Below are 17,160 nucleotides of genomic sequence, written 5' to 3'. Positions count from 1 at the left end.
AATTGAATGTACGTGCTCTTTTTCACGGCATCACACAGCCCCTGTAGGAGCCGGCTTGCCGGCGATGGCGGCCTGATAGCCGACCTATCTTTTATTGATGTACATATCCATTCCTGCGGTAACGGCTGCTATTGGTTTCGCCCTTACGGCGAGTCACTTGCAGAAGCGGCAAGTAACCAAGCGCTCTTGCCCCTTTCGTTCGGTGGCTCGCTAATGCTCGCCATGCCCTCGCTCCGGTCCTGCTCCGTGGGCCCGCCGCCATCGGCCATCCATGGCCGGGGGCGGCTAACCCGGCATCCATGCCGGGTTGCCCACTGCGCAGAACCTGCGCTCGGCCTCTCGAGGGGGCGCTCAGATCAAAAGCTGAAGGCGAGCTAACGCTCGACCTGATGAGTGGTGAAAAGCGAAAGCGTACGCCGATTTCCTGTAGGAGCCGGCTTGCTGCGGGCGGCGTTCCGACGATAGCGGTGGGTTGGGTACATTCGTGGGTGAAGGGTCGGCTGGAAACACGCCATCGCCGGCAAGCCGGCTCCTACAGAGGGTTGGGTACATTCGAGGGTGAAGGGTCGGCTGGAAGCACGCCATCGCCGGCAAGCCGGCTCCTACAGGGGATTGGGGACATTCGTGGGTGAAGGGTCGGCTGTCAGGTCGTCATCGCCGGCAAGCCGGCTCCTACAGGAGATTGGGGACATTCGTGAGTGAAGGGTCGGCTGTCAGGCCGCCTTCGCGAGCAAGCATCGCTCCTACGAAGAGCCAAGCAACGCACCCGCTTTTCACCACTCATCAGGCCGAGCGTTAGCTCGCCTTCAGCTTTTGATTTTGATCTGCCCGCCCCTTCGGGAGGCCGAGTGGAGGTTCTGCGCAGTGGGCAGCCCGGCATGGATGCCGGGCTAGCCGCCCCCGGCCATGGATGGCCGATGGCGGCGGGCCCACGGAGCAGGACCGGAGCGAGGGAACACCGAGCCTTAGCGAGGGGCCGGACGCCGGGGCAAGACTTTTTGGTTCCTTTTGTGGCGTTTGACAAAAGGGACTCGCCGTAAGGGCGAAACCACCAGCAGCCGTTACCGCAGCAATGGATATGTACCCCCAAAAGAAAATGGTCGGCCCAAAGGCCGCCACGTTCAACCCGATACAGGCAAAGGCCTGGACATAAACTCACTGATCCGCGACCGCAACCACCGCTCCGCCGGATCATTGTCATGCACCCCACTCCAAGCCATCGAAAGCTGCGCAGCATCAATGGGAAACGGTGGATCCTCAGCCCGCAACGCACACCCCTCAACCAGCGCACACGCCGCATAATCCGGCACCGTCGCAATCATCTCCGTGCCGGCCAGCAACGCACGCAACCCACTGAACTGCGGAACACCCAACACCACCCGACGACTGCGGCCAACCTTGGCCAGATCCAGATCGATATTGCCGCTCAGGTCGCCAGAGAACGACACCATCGCATGCGGTCGCTCGCAGTATTCATCCAGCGTCAGCAACCCCGGTCGCTTGTCCCCACGCAGCACCTTGCAGGGGATGTCGCGCAATTTCTTGCACTTCGCATTCGCGGGCAAATCCGTGGTGTAACTCACCCCCACAGAGATCTCTCCCGAAGCCAGCAATGCCGGCATCAGCAAATAGTTCGCACGCCGCACCACCACAACAATCCCCGGCGCCTCTTCTTGCAGTTGCCGCAACAACGGCGGAAACAAACCGAATTCGGCGTCGTCCGACAAACCAATGCGGAACACATCGCAGCTGCTCGCCGGATCAAATTCCTTCGCCCGACTGACCGCCCCGGAAATCACATCCATCGCCGGCTGCAATTCCTTGAGAATCGCCAGCGCCCGCGTTGTCGGCTCCATGCCACGGCCATTACGCAACAGCAACGGATCGTCAAACAGATCCCGTAACCGCCCCAGCGCCGCACTCACCGCCGGTTGGCCCATGAACAGTTTTTCAGCCACCCGGGTCAGGTTCTTCTCGAACATCAAGGCCTCGAAAATCACCAACAGGTTCATGTCGACGCGGCGCAGATCGTTACGGTTCATAGGCACGGCTCCCTTGTGAATGCGTCGGACTTTACTCGATCAGCGGCACTTTCGCCGCACGTTTATAAGGACCGTATTCGACCGGTACCCATTGGAAATGTTTGCCCTCAGCGGCGATATGGCCAATGCCCGGAAACGGCAAATGCGCTGCCGTCACCCAGGTTTTACCGGCGGCTGCATCGCTGAACACCTTGGCGCGGCTTTTGATCGCTTGCTGACTGTTGACGTCAAAGCCGATCGAGACTTCCGGGTGCAAGAACTGCACCGCGAGGTTATGCACCAGATCGCCCATGAACAAAATGCTCTGCCCTTGAGAGGTGAAGCGGTACGTCGTGCTGCCCGGCGTGTGCCCGGCTTCCAGCGTGGCCTCGACCCCCGGCACAGGCGACTGGCCGGCGTCGAACGTCTTGAAACGTCCCGCCGCGACGTACGGTGCGGTGGAGTCCTGGGCGATTTTGAAATACGGTTTGGCGCCCTCGGGAGCTTTGGCCAGCGCCTGAGGATCAAGCCAGTAATCGGCTTCGGCCTTCGCGGCGTAGACCGTGGCGTTGGCAAAAACCGGTTTCTGCTGGCCATCGACCAATCCGCACACATGGTCCAGGTGCAAGTGAGTCAACAGAATCGTGTCGACCTGCGAAGGCTCGTAGCCGGCGGCTTTCATGTTGTCCGAGAGCATGCCCGCCGTCGCACCGATGCATTGACCGGCGCCGGTATCCACCAGGATCAATTGCTTGCCGGTGTTGATCAGGAAGGCGTTGAACGCAGTCTGCACCCCCGGCGTTTCAATCGAGCGACGGGCCAGCAGTGCGCGAATCTGGCTTTGGGTCAGGCCCTGGAGCAGTTTGGGCGACAGGTCGTTGTAGCCGTCGAACAGCGCCGTCACCTCAAAGTCGCCCACCGCCAGGCGGAAGTAGCCCGGCACCTGAGTGCCGACCTGTGCCGGTGCCTGAGCCGAGGAGATTCCGGACGCCAACGCCACCGCGAGGCCCAACGCGCCAACCAGAGAATGTTTCATGCCGTCACCCTTGATCAAGTCAGAAGAGCGGCCATGCACAGGCCCGCCACAAGACGTCGATCATGCCTCGCCCGGCACCGCAAAAATTGCAGCCATGTGCTGAGTCAGCGCTGTTGTTCACCACTGCGCATCGGCGAAATTAACAACGTTTAACTCGCCTGCCAGAGCCCCGCGACCAAGAATGAAGCTCACCGAAACGGACATTTGTCATGGCTCATTCTCAGCAAAACGTCGCTCGCGCGACTGCCACTGAAACGCGAAAGAAAACCACCGGCGGCCTGACCCCGTGGCGCGAAAGCCTGGTCAAGCAACTGATCCTCGAACGCCTCGGTGAAACCGTCGAAGTGACCGAACTGGCACGCGCCTGCGCCCTCTCGCGCAGTCATTTCTCCCGCGCATTCAAGTGCAGCACCGGCCTCTCGCCGCAAGACTGGATTCGCCACCAACGCATCGCCCGGGCCAAGCAACTGATCCAGAACACCGACCTGAGCCTCACGCAAATCAGCCTCGAATGCGGCTTCTGCGATCAAGCGCACTTCTGCCACATCTTCACCCGCAGCGAAGGCATCAACCCATTCGCCTGGCGCTGCCGAGCCGTGCGCGCGCTTCCACGCGTCAACCTGTAGGAGCTTGGCTTGCTGGCGATGGCGATTTTACGGACGCCATCGCCGGCAAGCCGGCTCCTACAGGGATTGTGGGGGTGTTCGGGATTTGGGGATGACGCAAAACCTGTAGGAGCCCGGCTTGCTGGCGATGGCGATTTTGTGGACGCCATCGCCAGCAAGCCGGCTCCTACAGGGATTGTGGGGGTGTTCGGGGATTGAGGATCGACGCAAAACCTGTAGGAGTCCGGCTTGCCGGCGATGGCGATTTCGTGGACGCCATCGCCGGCAAGCCTGCCGCCTTTTACCCTAACGGCACCAACCGCTCCAACGCCTCGGCCACGCCAAATCCGTACGCAGGATCGGCCTTGGTGCAGTTGTCGATATGACGCTGGCGGATCGCCTGCGGCACGCCGTTCATGGCGCGTGCGGTGTTGTCGAACAGCAACTGCTTGCGCGCCGGATCGAGCAGTCGAAACAGGTTACCCGGCTGTTCGTAATGATCCTCTTCCAACCGATGATCATAATGCTGGGCAAAGCCTTCCAGCGGCAGCGGCGGCTCGGCCAGTTCCGGCGAGTCCTGCCATTCACCGACACTGTTCGGGAAGTAACTGGCGGTACCGCCGAGGTTGCCGTCGGTGCGCATGGCGCCGTCGCGATGGTAGCTATGCGCCGGGCAGCGCGGCGCGTTGACCGGGATGTGGTTGAAGTTCACGCCGAGGCGATAACGCTGGGCATCACCATAGGAAAACAGCCGCGCCTGGAGCATGCGGTCCGGTGAAAAACTCACGCCCGGCACCACGTTGGCCGGCGAAAACGCTGCCTGTTCGATTTCGGCAAAGTGGTTTTCGGCGTTGCGATTGAGCTCCATGACGCCCACTTCAATCAGCGGGAATTCAGCGTGCGGCCAGACCTTGGTCAAGTCGAACGGGTTGTGCCGATAGTTGAGCGCCTGTTCTTCCTCCATCACCTGAATGCACAATTTCCAGCGCGGGAAGTTGCCCTGCTCGATGACTTCGTAAAGGTCGCGCAGATTGCTTTCGCGGTCTTTGCCGACCACCGCTTCGGCCTCCGCGTCCGAAAGGTTTTCGATGCCTTGCTGGCAGACAAAATGAAACTTCACCCAGACCCGTTTGTTGTCGCGGTCGATCAGGCTGAAGGTGTGACTGCCGAAGCCGTGCATGTGACGGAAGCTGGTAGGAATCCCGCGATCGCTCATCACGATGGTCACCTGGTGCAGCGCCTCGGGCAGCAGGGTCCAGAAGTCCCAGTTGCTGGTGGCGTTGCGCAGGCCGGTGCGCGGGTCGCGTTTGACCACGTGGTTGAGGTCGGAGAAACGCAGCGGGTCGCGGAAGAAAAACACCGGCGTGTTGTTGCCGACAATGTCCCAGTTGCCTTCGTCGGTGTAGAACTTCACCGCGAAGCCACGGATATCACGCTCGGCATCCGCCGCGCCGCGTTCGCCGGCCACCGAGGAAAAACGCACGAACAGCGGCGTTTCCTTGCCCACCGAGCTGAAGATGCTGGCTTTTGTATAACGGGTGATGTCATGGGTGACGGTGAAGGTGCCATAGGCGCCCGCACCCTTGGCGTGCATGCGCCGTTCCGGGATCAGTTCGCGGTCGAAGTGGGCGAGTTTTTCCAGCAACCAGATGTCTTGCAAGAGCGCCGGTCCACGGGGGCCGGCGGTCTGGATATTGAAGTTGTCGGCCACCGGTGCCCCGGTGGCGTTGGTCAGCTTTTTCATGGTCAGGTTCTCGAAGGATTCGGCTCATCAGGAGCGAGAACGGCGCGGATCTACGCCCGCGCCGTGGGCACATCAACCCTTGAGGAACGCCAGCAGATCAGCGTTGAGCTGATCCTTGTGGGTATCAGTCAGGCCATGGGGCGCGCCGGGGTAGACCTTCAGCGTAGACCCCTTGACCAGTTTTGCCGAAGCAATGCCGGCGGCCTCGATCGGCACCACCTGGTCCGCGTCGCCGTGCACCACCAGCGTGGGGATGTCGAATTTCTTCAGGTCTTCGGTGAAGTCGGTTTCAGAGAACGCCTTGATGCAGTCATAAGCGTTCTTGTGGCCGGAGGTCATGCCCTGCATCCAGAACCAGTCGATCATGCCTTGCGACGGTTTGGCGTCCGGTTTGTTGAAGCCGAAGAACGGACCGCTGGCGAGGTCGATGTACAGCTGCGAACGGTCGACCAGGGACGCCTGACGAATACCGTCAAACACCTCGATCGGCAGGCCACCGGGGTTGGCTTCGGTCTTGAGCATCAGGGGCGGCACCGCTGAAATCAGCCCGGCCTTGGCCACGCGCCCGGTGCCGTGGCGACCGATGTAGCGCGCCACTTCACCACCGCCGGTGGAGAAACCGAACAGCACGGCGTCTTTCAGGTCGAGCCGTTCGATCAACTGCGCCAGGTCATCGGCGTAGGTGTCCATGTCGTTGCCGGTCCACGGCTGACTGGAACGGCCATGGCCACGACGGTCGTGGGCGATCACCCGGTAGCCTTTGGAGGCGAGGAAGATCATCTGCGATTCCCAGCTGTCGGCGTTCAGCGGCCAACCGTGGCTGAAGACGATGGGCTGGCCGGTGCCCCAATCCTTGTAATAAATCTCGGTGCCGTCTCGGGTGGTGAACGTGCTCATGCGATGTTTCCTCAGGAGGGTTGGGGGTGATTCAAACCGGTGAGTGGCTCAGGCGTTCAGCCAGCCGCGCCACGCGTTCGCCCAGGTGCGCGGCGGTGCAGCGATCTTCCGGGGGCGGTGCGAATTCGGGGGACTGTTCGACATTCGACTGCGCCATGGCGCCCAGCGAACTGCCGAGGCGATTGAGTTGCCCGTCGAACACGCCGGTGCCGGAGCGTGCCGGCAGCAGGTCGAGGCCGACCCAGATCATCGAATGCTGCGCGGCGAACACCGCCATCTGCAGCAAGGTGTTGAGTTTGTCGCCACACAGGCAGCCGGAATTGGTGAAGCCCGCCGCGAGTTTGTCGCGCCAGGGTTGGGTCAGGTAGAACGCCGCCGTGGCTTCCATGAACCCCTTGAAGCGTGCCGAGGCGCTGCCCATGTAGGTCGGCGCACCGAATATGATCGCGTCGGCGTTGTGCAAACGGTCCCAGTGCTGATCCACGTCCTCGACCGAAATCAGCTGGCAGGTACTGCCCAGGTGCCGTTCCACACCTTGGGCCACGGCTTCAGCCATGACCCGTGTGTGCCCGTAGCCACTGTGATAGACCACCACCACGTTGCTCATTCCGGCGTCCTCATGACAAATAAATCCCTTTTCACAACACGGCCCCCCCTGTAGGAGCCGGCTTGCTGGCGATTGCGATGTACCCATCGCCGACAACTTCGGCTGAAATACCGCAATCGCCAGCAAGCCGGCTCCTACAGCTTGAGCAGTTGCGGTGCTGGAGTTTTGGGCGTAGACCGGACGCAGGACGAGTTAAACGTTGTTAATTTTCCCTGGCGCGCCAAAAGCCCCGGCGCCTTCTACACAAGCGCCGCGCCCAGTAAAAACGCAAAGAACAGGGAGGATCGTAAACCGGCAGTCCAAGTGAACACCCAGCAGTCAGTTGGCCAGCGCATTGCGCGAATGAACAAACCTGACGAATATGCTCGGTAACCGCGTACCAGACGGCTGCAAGCAGGAGTGACCCGTTGACCCTTTCCCCCGAACAGGCCATCCATTTCGGCCCTTACCGGATCTATCCCGGACAACGCCTGGTGATGGAGGCCGACCAGCCCCTGCGCCTGGGTCGGCGTGCCATGGATATTCTGTTGATCCTTCTGGAACACGCCGGAAATGTGGTCAGCAAACAGGAACTGATCGCCGGGGTCTGGCCCAAAAGCGTTGTCGAAGACATCAACCTGCGGGTGCACATGGCGGCGTTGCGCAAAGCCCTCGGCGACGGCCAGAACGGCCAGCGTTACATCGTCACCGTGGCCCAGCGCGGCTACAGCTTTGTCGCGCCGTTCTCTTTGGAGCACATCGAGCAACATCCGGCGAATGAAGCCCCCGCACCGAACGGCCACAACCTGCCCGTGCGGCGCACGCGCATGATCGGTCGCCAGTCCCTCGTCGACAGCCTGGTGGTCCAGTTGTCACGCCAGCGCTTCATTACGTTGGTCGGCCCCGGCGGCATCGGCAAAACCACCGTGGCCCTGCGCGTTGCCGAGCAATTGATCGGGCGCTACCGCGATGGCATTCGTCTGCTGGACCTGGCGCCGATCAACGATCCATCGATGATCAGCGCGCATCTGGCGACGCTGCTCGAACTGTCGTTGCATGACACCGACCCGATGAGCGGCCTCCCCGCATTTTTGCGCGACCGGCAGATGTTGCTGGTGATCGACAACTGCGAACACCTGCTCGACGCCATCGCCGTGTTGAGCGAAAGCATCCTGCGCGCCGCGCCCGACGTGCACATTCTGACCACCAGCCGCGAGAGCCTGCGGGCCGAAGGCGAGTTCGTTCAGCGTCTTGAGTCACTGGACTGCCCGCCGCCCATTGCCGTGCTCGACCGCGCGCAGGCCCTGAGCTTTTCGGCCTTGCAGTTGTTTGTCGAACGGGCGATGGCCAGCCACGACAGTTTCGAACTGCGCGATGACGAGCTGCCGCTGGCGATTGAAATCTGCCGGCGCCTGGACGGTATTCCGCTGGCAATTGAACTGGCGGCGGCGCAAGTCGGCGGCCTCGGCGTGGGCGGCTTGCTCACGCAACTGCAAGGCAGTTTTCGCCTGCTCACCCAAGGCTGCCAGACCACCTTGGGTCGCCATCAAACCTTGCGCGCCACGTTGGACTGGAGTTTCGAACTGCTGAGTGCCTGCGAACAAACCTGCCTGCGCCGACTGAGCGTGTTCAGAGGCGGCTTCACCCTGGAGTCGGCAGCAGCAGTGATCGTCGGCGAACATATCGAACCCTGTGAGGTGTTTGGCTCGATCACACAACTGGTGGCCAAGTCGCTGCTGAACGTCGAGGTCGGCGACGAAGAAGTGTTCTACCGCCTGCTCGACACTACGCGCAGCTACGCCCTGGAAAAACTCGACCAGGCCGCCGACCTGCCGGGCACCCGCGAACGCCACGCCGAGCGTTGCCTGGCCTTGATGCATCAGGCCCAGCAGGACTGGGAGCTGATCGCGACGGCGACGTGGATCGAGCGTTATGCACGCAGTCTGGAAGATATTCGCGCAGCCCTCGATTGGGGCTTGGACGCACAAGGGCCGCAGACGTTGGCGATCCGCCTGACCGCGACATCGACGCCGCTCTGGCAGGAAATGTCGCTGCTCAAAGAGCACGGCGTGTATGTGCGCAAGGCGCTGGCCCTGCTGGATGCCGCGCCCGAGCCCTGCCCCCGGCTGAAAATGGCCCTCAAACTGGCCCTCGGCAGCGCCTGCTACCACACCCATGGCGGCACGGCGGAAACCGTCGAGGCCTTCGTCAGCGCCAGAACGCTGGCCAGGCACTGCAACGACGTGGCCGGTCAGTTACGTGCGGTGTCCGGGCACATGGCGGTCAACCTCTGCTGTGCCAACTATCAAATGGCCCTGGAGCAGAGCCAGCAGTTCGACCGGTTGGGGCTGCACGGCGATGAAGTGTTGTCCCTCAGCACCCACCGTTTGCGGGTGCTGGCGCTGCACTTTGCCGGGAATCAGGAACAGGCGCGGGTGAATGCCGAAGAGGTGCTGCAGCGCATGGCCCAGAGCGGCCACCTCAACCGCTTCACCCACGGTTTTGGCGTGCAGTACGACCAGAGCGTCGCCGCCCTGACCATTCTGGCGCGCATCCTCTGGCTGCAAGGCCGGCCGGAACAGGCGTGGCGCACCGCCCGGCAAGCGCTGGACATCGCGATGCAGATCAACCACGGTACGTCCATCTGCTACACCCTGGCGCTGGCCGGTTGCCTGATCGCCCACTACAACGGCGACACCCGCACCGCGCGCGAACTCTTGCGACTGCTGCTGGAACAAGCGCAAAAACACTCGGTGCTGCTGTTCTACACTTGGGCCATGCACTACGCACAGGTGATCGACCACACCGAGCTGCGCTCCTCCCTTCTGCCGGGCGAGGGGTTGATCAAGGACATCATGGTGACGCTGGACACCGGTTTCGTCGATGACGACTTGTCACAACGGGCAGATACCGGCATCGCGGGCTGGAACACGGCGGAGATCCTGCGAGCCAGGGCTGAGGCGCTTCTGGCGCAAGAGTGCCCGTTGAACACCGACGCGGCCGAGGCCTTGCTGATCAGGGCCTTGAACGTCGCCAACCATCAGGGCGCCCTGGCCTGGGAACTGCGCAGCGCTACCTCGCTGGCACAGCTTTGGCAGCGTCAGGGCCGGCACCGGCAAGCCCATACGCTGCTGGCGCCGATCTACAACCGGTTCACCGAAGGTTTTGCCACACCGGACCTGACGAAAGTCCGCCGGTTACTCGATGAGTTGCAGCGCCACTTGCCCGCTTGATACCCACCGCGCCCGGCTGATGTAGCGGGCGTAACGCATTTCAACGGTGCGCAATTCACCGCTGCCCTCGAGTTTCTCCAGGGCGTAGGTGCGGGTGGTGTTGAGGAAACGGTAGCGGGCCAGTCCGCCGCCCTGCTCCAGCGATAGCAACGATTTGAGCGCCAGACTTTCCACCCCTTCAATCAAGCGGGCAGGCAGCAATGCCGCGCAACTGATCACGCCAATCGCGGTATCCAGCGTAAAGGCCATCTTGAACACCGACAGGCGCTGCAACACGGTTTGCTCCAGCGGGCTCAGTTGCTCATAGCTCCAGTCCAGCGCCGCTTTCAAGGTTTGATGCCGGGGCACGGCGGTGCGCCGGCCCTGGGTCAGCAGCTGAAAACAGTTGTCCAGTTGAGCTTGCAGGCCCACCAGCGCCAACGCATCAATCTGCGCCGCCGCCAGTTCGATGGCCAGGGGCAGACCATCGAGCCGGCGACAGATTTCGCGCACGACCTTGAGGTCTTGTTCGCGCAGCACAAAGCCTTGCTGACGAGCACGGGCACGGCTGACGAACAGTTGCACCGCCGAATAGCCCATCGCTTCGGCCACACTGTGCAACGCCGAAGCCGGAGGCACCGCCAGTGGCGGCAAACGCTGGACCGTTTCCCCCTGCGCCTGGAGCGGCTCGCGACTGGTTACCAGGATCGACAGGCGTGGCGCCGCCATCAGCAGGTCCTCGACCAGTGTCCGGCAGCGTTCGAGCAGGTGCTCGCAATTGTCGAGCACCAATAACGCATGACGTTGCGCCCATGTCTCCAGGGTGGTTCCGACGCCCAGCTCAAGCGCCCGGGTCAGATGATCGACCACCTGCGCAGGGTCATCGATCACCGCCAGATCCACCAGCCAGACCCCATCCTGGTAATGCTGCAAGAGCAGTTCGGCCACCCGCAACGCCACGGTGGTCTTGCCGATGCCGCCGGGACCGGTCAGGGTCATGAGGCGCCGAACCGGTAACTGCCGGACCAGACTGCCGACCAGCGAATCGCGCCCGATCACCGGCGACAGGCGCGCGGGCAGGTTGTGTTGAGGTTTCTGAACCGTTTCGATCGAGGCCAGCGTACTCGCCGGCACCCGCTGCACGGCTGCGATAAAGCTATAACCGCGCTGGGGAATGTTGACGATGTAGCGCTGCCCGTCCTGCCCGTCGCCCAATGCGCGACGCAGCGCGGCGATGTGCACGCGCAGGTTGATCTCCTCGACCACCGAAGTCGGCCAGACGAGTGCGATGAGCTCGTCCTTGCTGACCACGTTGCCCGCGCGCTGGACCAGCACCTGCAAGATATCCAGGGCCCGCCCGCCCATGCGCAGCGGCCGGTCCCCGTCGAGGATCAGCCGTTGCCGCAGGTGAAACGCATAAGGGCCGAATCGCAGCACCGCTTCGTTGTTCAAATCACTGACGCTGTTCATGCAGGTCCACGTGCGCAAACCCTAAGCGGCTAAACGGATTGTCATTTCCATTGCGCGCCAGGCTCGCGCCTCCATTACAAAGAGTTCACGGGTATCTTCGCAGGCCTCGGTGACGGAACAACGACCATGGTGGGAGCGTTACAGCCATCACGGTGCGCAGAACGGACAAAAAGGCACTAGCTGAACTGTTCGCGGTACTGGGACGGGGTCAACCCGAGTTTTTCACTGAACAGAAACCGCATGTGCCGCACACTGCCGAAACCACTTTTGAAAGCCACGGTCTTGAGCGGCAAGTCACTGGTTTCCAACAGATTTCTCGCACAGTCGATGCGTGCGCTCTGGAGAAACTCCATCGGCGTCATGTTCACTTCCCGGGCGAACACCCTGGCGAAATGACGCGGACTCATGGTGGCCAGGCCGGCCATGCGCTCGATGCTGAAGGCTTCGTCGAGGTGGTCGAGCACATAGTTCTGCACGCGCGTCACCGGTGTTTCGTGAGGGGCCACCGTCGCCATCAACGGACTGAATTGCGCCTGTCCGCCCTGACGTTTCATCACCACCAGCAACACCTTGGCCACGTCCTGGGCGACTTTCTTGCCATGGTCTTCGGCAACCACGGCGAGTGCCAGGTCAATGCCGGCAGTGACGCCGCCGGAGGTGATCAGGTTGCGGTCCTGAACAAAGATCTGATCGGTCTCCACCGTCGCCTTCGGGAACCCCTTGATCAGCCGTTCGGTGTAATGCCAGTGGGTGGTGACACGGTAGCCATCAATCAGGCCGGCATTCCCGAGCACGAATGCGCCGGTGCAGATCGAGCCATAACGTCCGGCCCGCTTAACCGCACCTTTGAGCCAGCCGAGCAACGGCGGATGTTTTTCGTTGTAGGCCCCGGGGCCGCCCGGCACCAGCAACAGGTCATACGCCTGATCCGCCTGATCGATATGCACATCGGCCTGCACGTTGACACCGTTGGAGGCACGCAACGCGCCGTGCTCGGTGCCGATGGTCGACAACACGTAACGCTCGGCCGGTTCCAGATAACGATTGGCGATGGAAAACACCTCCATGGGCCCGGCCATATCGAGCAGGAGAAAATCAGGGAACAGCACCATTGCCACGGTTTTCATGGGTTCAAAATCACTGAAATCAAAAAAAGAATACTGGCCAAACACGTACCCCCTGTAGGAGCCGGCTTGCCGGCGATGGCGGTAGGTCTGTCGACATGATTATTGTCTGAACGGACGCTATCGCCGGCAAGCCGGCTCCTACAGGGTTACGTGCATGGCATGAAGACTGTGCTGTGCATTATGGCCAAGTGCGGGGGGATCAGTCTGCTTATTATTGTCAACCAATACGGGACAGTATTTCAATTTCCATCTACTTATTGCACCACAGGATAAACATTAACCTTCTCCTCACTCGGACGAATCAACGTCCCCACAGGAGATTTCATCATGCTGACCCTTCGCAAAGCTTCCGATCGCGGCTTGGCCAATCATGGTTGGTTGAAGTCGTTCCATACCTTTTCCTTCGCCAACTACCGCAACCCGAAAGAGCAGGGTTTTTCCGACCTGCTGGTGATCAACGATGACCGCGTCGCGGCCGGCAAAGGCTTTGGCCAGCACCCACACCGTGACATGGAGATTTTCTCCTACGTGCTTGAAGGCGCCCTGGAACACAAGGACACCCTGGGCACCGGTTCGGTGATCCGCCCTGGTGACGTGCAACTGATGAGTGCCGGCAGCGGCGTGGCACACAGTGAGTACAACCACTCGGCGACCCGTGGCGTGCACTTCCTGCAAATCTGGATCGTGCCGGACGTCAGCGGCGCCAAACCGCGTTATCAGCAAGAGCATTTCAATACACAGAAGAAACGCGGGCGTCTGCAACTGATCATCTCCCCCGAGGGGAAAAACGGTTCGCTGAAGGTGCGCCAGGATGCGCGGGTGTATGCCGGCCTGATCGATGGCAAGGAAAGCGCCACGCTGGAACTGGCCGCCAATCGTTATGCCTACGTGCATGTGGCGCGCGGCAGCGTCGAACTCAACGGCCTGCAATTGCAGGAAGGCGATGGCGTGCGGGTTCGCGATGAACAGTTGCTGACCCTGAGCAACGGCGTGGATGCCGAAGTGCTGGTGTTCGACCTGCGTCCTCAGGAATTGCCTGAAATGCCGTAATCCTGTGTGAAGTAATCGCCACCTCGCTGCGCTCGACAGCTCCTACAGGTACACGCAAATCCCTGTAGGAGCTGTCGAGCGCAGCGAGGTGGCGATCTTTCAGCCGTTACTCACCCGTCCCCGCAAACCCTGCAACAATCTCATCGATCACCACCCGCACCCTCGCGGTATGCCGCAAGTCCGCGTGCGTCACCAGCCATATGTCATACGGCACCGGTCGTGTGCGTTCCGGCCACAGCCTGACCAGCCCGTCGCGCTCCCCCATGTACACCGGAATTTCCCCCAGCCCGATCCCCGCGGCAATCGCCCGGCGCACCAGCAGACTGGAACTCAGGCTCGAAACGATGCGCCCGCGCCCCAACGGTTCCGAGACCAGCGTGATGTCTTTGTTGTTCTGCAAATACGGCTGATACACCACCAGATCATGCCCCTCGAACGCCGAACCCGGTGCCGGCACACCGTGGGTGTCCACATACTCCCGGGAGGCAAACAGGCCCACCGGCCAACGCGCGATGCGTCGGGCGATCAGGTCCGGGTTGTCTGGCCGGGTGTTGCGCACGGCGATGTCGGCTTCACGTTTCGACAGGCTCAGAATCTGTGTCGAGGCATCCAGTTGCACGCGCACGTCGGGGTGCTGTGCGTGCAAGCGGGCAATCGCCGGGATCAGGAAGTCGATGGCCATGGAGTCCGTGGTGCTGACCCGAACGATACCGGTCAGCCGGTCGTCGAGCCCTTGAATCTGGCGCTGCATCTCCAGTGCGGAGTGCTCCATTTTCTCCACGGCTTTCAACGCTGCTTCACCGACGGCTGTCAGCGCGTATCCCTCCGAAGTGCGCAGAAACAGCGTCGCACTCAAGGACTTCTCCAGTGCCGTGATCCGCCTCCCGACGGTGGCCTGATCGACCCCCAGCACCCGCGCCGCGCCACGTAACGTCGATTCCCGGCATACGGCCAAAAACACCCTGGCGTCATCCCAATTCATAGGTTTCTCCACTGCTGCATATACGCATCACCATAACGCAAAATCGCTGCGTTATTGCATCAATGAATCTGGATAAGCTGGGCACCATAGATAAACCTGGAGGACGGCTCCCATGCCCAGCACATCAACCACCCCGCGCAGCGCCATCTGGCTGCCTATTTTCGCCGGCCTCTGCGCCAGCCTGGTCAGCATCGGCCTGGCGCGGTTCGCCTACACGCCGTTGATTCCCTCATTGATCCAGGCGCACTGGTTTTCCGCCAGCGACGTGGTGTACCTCGGCGCCGCCAATCTGGTGGGTTACCTGATTGGCGCGCTGATCGGCCATCCGCTGGCCCGTCGGACCTCCAACAAAAGCGCCCTGCGCCTGATGATGCTGGCGGTGACGCTGTCGTTTTTCGCGTGTGGCTTTCCGTTGTCGGTGAGCTGGTTCTTCGGCTGGCGCTTGCTGTCGGGCGTCGCTGGCGGCGCGATCATGGTGTTGGTGGCCGCAACCGTGCTGCCGCATGTGCCGGCGTCCCGCCGAGGGCTGGCCAGTGGTGCGATTTTCCTGGGCATCGGTTTGGGTATCGCCGGCTCCGGGACGATTGTGCCGCCGCTGTTGAGCCTGGGTTTGCAGAACACCTGGTTCGGTCTCGGCGCGCTGGCATTGGCGCTTACCGTCGCCAGTTGGTTCGGTTGGCCGTCAGCCACGCACGCGGCCACCGCAGCACCGTCCGCTGAACCCTCGACGATGCCGACTGACCCGAACGTTTACCTGCTGTTCGCCCAATACGCGTTCATGGCTGCCGGACTCGTGCCCGCCATGGTGTTCCTGGTGGATTACGTTGCCCGCGGGCTCGGGGCTGGCGCGCACATTGGCGCTCTTATCTGGGTGATGTACGGCCTCGGCGCGATTATCGGGCCGGTGAGTTACGGTTTTCTGGCTGACAAACTGGGCGCACGGCTGAGCATTCGCCTGGTGCTGGTGGTGCAGGCAGTTGCAGTCGGTTTACTGTCGATTTCAAGTGCTTTCACTGCGCTGGCCTTGCTGGCGGTGATCCTCGGCTCGTTCCCGCCGGGTATCGTGCCGCTGGCATTGGCCCGGGTTCACGAACTGATCCCGAACCATCATCAACAGCAGATTGCCTGGAGTCGCGCCACCGTGTCGTTCGCCACCTTCCAGGCGATTGCCGGGTTTGCGTATTCGGCGTTGTTCAACGCCAGCGGCGGGCATCACGCGCTGTTGTTCATCCTCGCAGCGGGCGCCATTGTCATAGCCCTGCTGCTGGAACAGGGCATGCGCTTGCTGAATCGTCGCGGCCGGCTGCAACCTGTATTGAGCTGAGTCACCGACGGCTTGATGTGGTCCCACTTACTGAACATTTCCAGACAGGACACTCACATGAATCTGCCCCACACCATGACCCTGATCGAAATCACCGAACCCGGCGGCCCTGAGGTATTAAAGCCACGCCAGGCGTCAGTACCAACCCCGGGGCCGGGCGAAGTACTGATTCGCGTACACGCTGCCGGGGTCAATCGCCCCGACGTGATTCAACGTGCCGGCAAGTACCCGATGAAACCCGGCATGAGCCCGATTCCGGGGCTGGAAGTGGCCGGTGAAGTGGTGGCGGTCGGTAAAGGTGTCAGCGAATTTATCGTCGGCGACAACGTCTGCGCGCTGACCAACGGCGGCGGTTACGCTCAATACTGCGTCGCGCCGGCCGGCCAGACGCTGCCGATTCCTCAAGGCATGGATTGGGTGCACGCGGCGGCGGTCCCGGAAACCTTCTTCACCGTGTGGGCCAATCTGTTTGACATGGGCGGCGCTGCCAAAGGTCAGCGCGCATTGATCCATGGCGGCACCAGCGGCATCGGCACGACCGCGTTGATGCTGTGTCGCGAATTCGGCGTCAAGGCCTTCGCCACGGCGGGCAGTGAGGAAAAGTGCGCGGCGATCCGTACGTTGGGCGCAGAAGCGATCAACTATCGCGATCAGGATTTCGCCCAGGTCATCCAGGAAAAAACCGCCGGCAAAGGCGTCAATGTCATCCTCGATATCATGGGCGGCTCGTACCTGAATTCGAACATCGCGGCGCTGGGCATGGAAGGTCGACTGGTGATGCTGGGCTTTCTCGGCGGCGCCCACGCCAAGGACGTCGACCTGTTGGCGATCATGAGCAAACGCGCCATCGTGACGGGCTCGTTGCTGCGCCCACGCACCGTGGAAGAAAAAGCCTCGATTGCCGAGCAGTTGCGCGAATACGTGTGGCCGGTGCTCGCTGCCGGGCGTTGCCTGCCGATGATCGACAAGGTTTATCCGTTGGCCGAGGCGGCACAGGCGCATGCGCGGATGGAAGGTGGCGAGCACATTGGCAAGATTGTGTTGCGGGTGGATTGATCTGCAATTGTGGCGCCCCCTCTGTAGGAGCAAGCTTGCTCGCGATAGCG

The 17,160-nt window shown here is 61.7% G+C and carries 13 protein-coding genes; 5 read left to right on the top strand and 8 right to left on the bottom strand.

All coding sequences use genetic code 11. The features are described 5' to 3' along the window. Nucleotides 1-1,121 precede the first annotated feature (1,121 nt). A complete protein-coding gene (locus tag IB246_RS22570) occupies nt 1,122-2,042 on the bottom strand; it encodes a LysR family transcriptional regulator (RefSeq protein WP_008041152.1) in 921 nt (306 codons plus the stop codon). A gap of 31 nt (nt 2,043-2,073) precedes the next feature. Then, nucleotides 2,074-3,057, bottom strand: a complete 984-nt coding sequence (locus IB246_RS22565) for an MBL fold metallo-hydrolase (RefSeq protein WP_008041153.1) — start codon at nt 3,055-3,057, stop codon at nt 2,074-2,076. 209 nt (nt 3,058-3,266) lie between these two features. Between IB246_RS22565 and IB246_RS22560 the strand changes: the two genes are divergently transcribed. Then, nucleotides 3,267-3,683 (top strand): helix-turn-helix domain-containing protein, encoded by a 417-nt coding sequence (locus IB246_RS22560; RefSeq protein WP_008041154.1) that lies wholly within the window; start codon nt 3,267-3,269, stop codon nt 3,681-3,683. A 280-nt stretch (nt 3,684-3,963) separates the two neighbouring features. On the opposite strand, the gene IB246_RS22555 is transcribed toward IB246_RS22560, so the two are convergent. The 3 genes from IB246_RS22555 to IB246_RS22545 form a co-directional block, all read right to left on the bottom strand. Further along, nucleotides 3,964-5,406: a catalase gene (locus IB246_RS22555; protein ID WP_008041156.1), complete on the bottom strand. Its 1,443-nt coding sequence runs from the start codon at nt 5,404-5,406 to the stop codon at nt 3,964-3,966. Nucleotides 5,407-5,478: 72 nt separating this feature from the next. Then, on the bottom strand, nt 5,479-6,303 hold the full coding sequence (locus IB246_RS22550) for an alpha/beta fold hydrolase (RefSeq protein ID WP_008032867.1): 825 nt from the start codon (nt 6,301-6,303) through the stop codon (nt 5,479-5,481). A gap of 31 nt (nt 6,304-6,334) precedes the next feature. Further along, nucleotides 6,335-6,910, bottom strand: coding sequence for a flavodoxin family protein (locus tag IB246_RS22545; protein WP_008032866.1), 576 nt, complete (start codon nt 6,908-6,910; stop codon nt 6,335-6,337). Nucleotides 6,911-7,317: 407 nt separating this feature from the next. Between IB246_RS22545 and IB246_RS22540 the strand changes: the two genes are divergently transcribed. Further along, complete coding sequence (locus IB246_RS22540) at nt 7,318-10,122, top strand: ATP-binding protein (RefSeq protein WP_008041158.1); 2,805 nt, start codon at nt 7,318-7,320, stop codon at nt 10,120-10,122. Here the strand turns inward: IB246_RS22540 and IB246_RS22535 are convergent. Together IB246_RS22535 and IB246_RS22530 are read right to left on the bottom strand one after the other, a co-directional pair. After that, nucleotides 10,087-11,571: an ATP-binding protein gene (locus IB246_RS22535; protein ID WP_008041159.1), complete on the bottom strand. Its 1,485-nt coding sequence runs from the start codon at nt 11,569-11,571 to the stop codon at nt 10,087-10,089. The genes IB246_RS22540 and IB246_RS22535 overlap by 36 nt on opposite strands. Nucleotides 11,572-11,747: 176 nt before the next feature. After that, the gene (locus IB246_RS22530) at nt 11,748-12,698 is read right to left on the bottom strand and encodes a GlxA family transcriptional regulator (protein ID WP_008041160.1); all 951 of its coding nucleotides are present in this window, start codon (nt 12,696-12,698) and stop codon (nt 11,748-11,750) included. 327 nt (nt 12,699-13,025) lie between these two features. On the opposite strand from IB246_RS22530, the gene IB246_RS22525 reads away from it, so the two are divergent. Next, the gene (locus IB246_RS22525; protein ID WP_008032862.1) at nt 13,026-13,748 is read left to right on the top strand and encodes a pirin family protein; all 723 of its coding nucleotides are present in this window, start codon (nt 13,026-13,028) and stop codon (nt 13,746-13,748) included. A 106-nt stretch (nt 13,749-13,854) separates the two neighbouring features. Here the strand turns inward: IB246_RS22525 and IB246_RS22520 are convergent, their stop codons facing one another. Next, nucleotides 13,855-14,730, bottom strand: a complete 876-nt coding sequence (locus IB246_RS22520) for a LysR family transcriptional regulator (protein ID WP_008041161.1) — start codon at nt 14,728-14,730, stop codon at nt 13,855-13,857. Nucleotides 14,731-14,842: 112 nt separating this feature from the next. Here IB246_RS22520 and IB246_RS22515 point away from each other — a divergent pair, with 112 nt between their 5' ends. Together IB246_RS22515 and IB246_RS22510 are read left to right on the top strand one after the other, a co-directional pair. Then, on the top strand, nt 14,843-16,054 hold the full coding sequence (locus IB246_RS22515) for a YbfB/YjiJ family MFS transporter (RefSeq protein ID WP_008041162.1): 1,212 nt from the start codon (nt 14,843-14,845) through the stop codon (nt 16,052-16,054). 57 nt (nt 16,055-16,111) lie between these two features. After that, a complete protein-coding gene (locus tag IB246_RS22510) occupies nt 16,112-17,110 on the top strand; it encodes an NAD(P)H-quinone oxidoreductase (RefSeq protein ID WP_008041163.1) in 999 nt (332 codons plus the stop codon). Nucleotides 17,111-17,160: the final 50 nt, after the last annotated feature.

The organism is Pseudomonas sp. PDM01 (assembly GCF_014852325.1).
Lineage (GTDB): Bacteria > Pseudomonadota > Gammaproteobacteria > Pseudomonadales > Pseudomonadaceae > Aquipseudomonas > Aquipseudomonas migulae.
The sequence above is the reverse complement of the archived record's forward strand: the minus strand, read 5'-3'. Positions and strand labels throughout refer to the sequence as shown.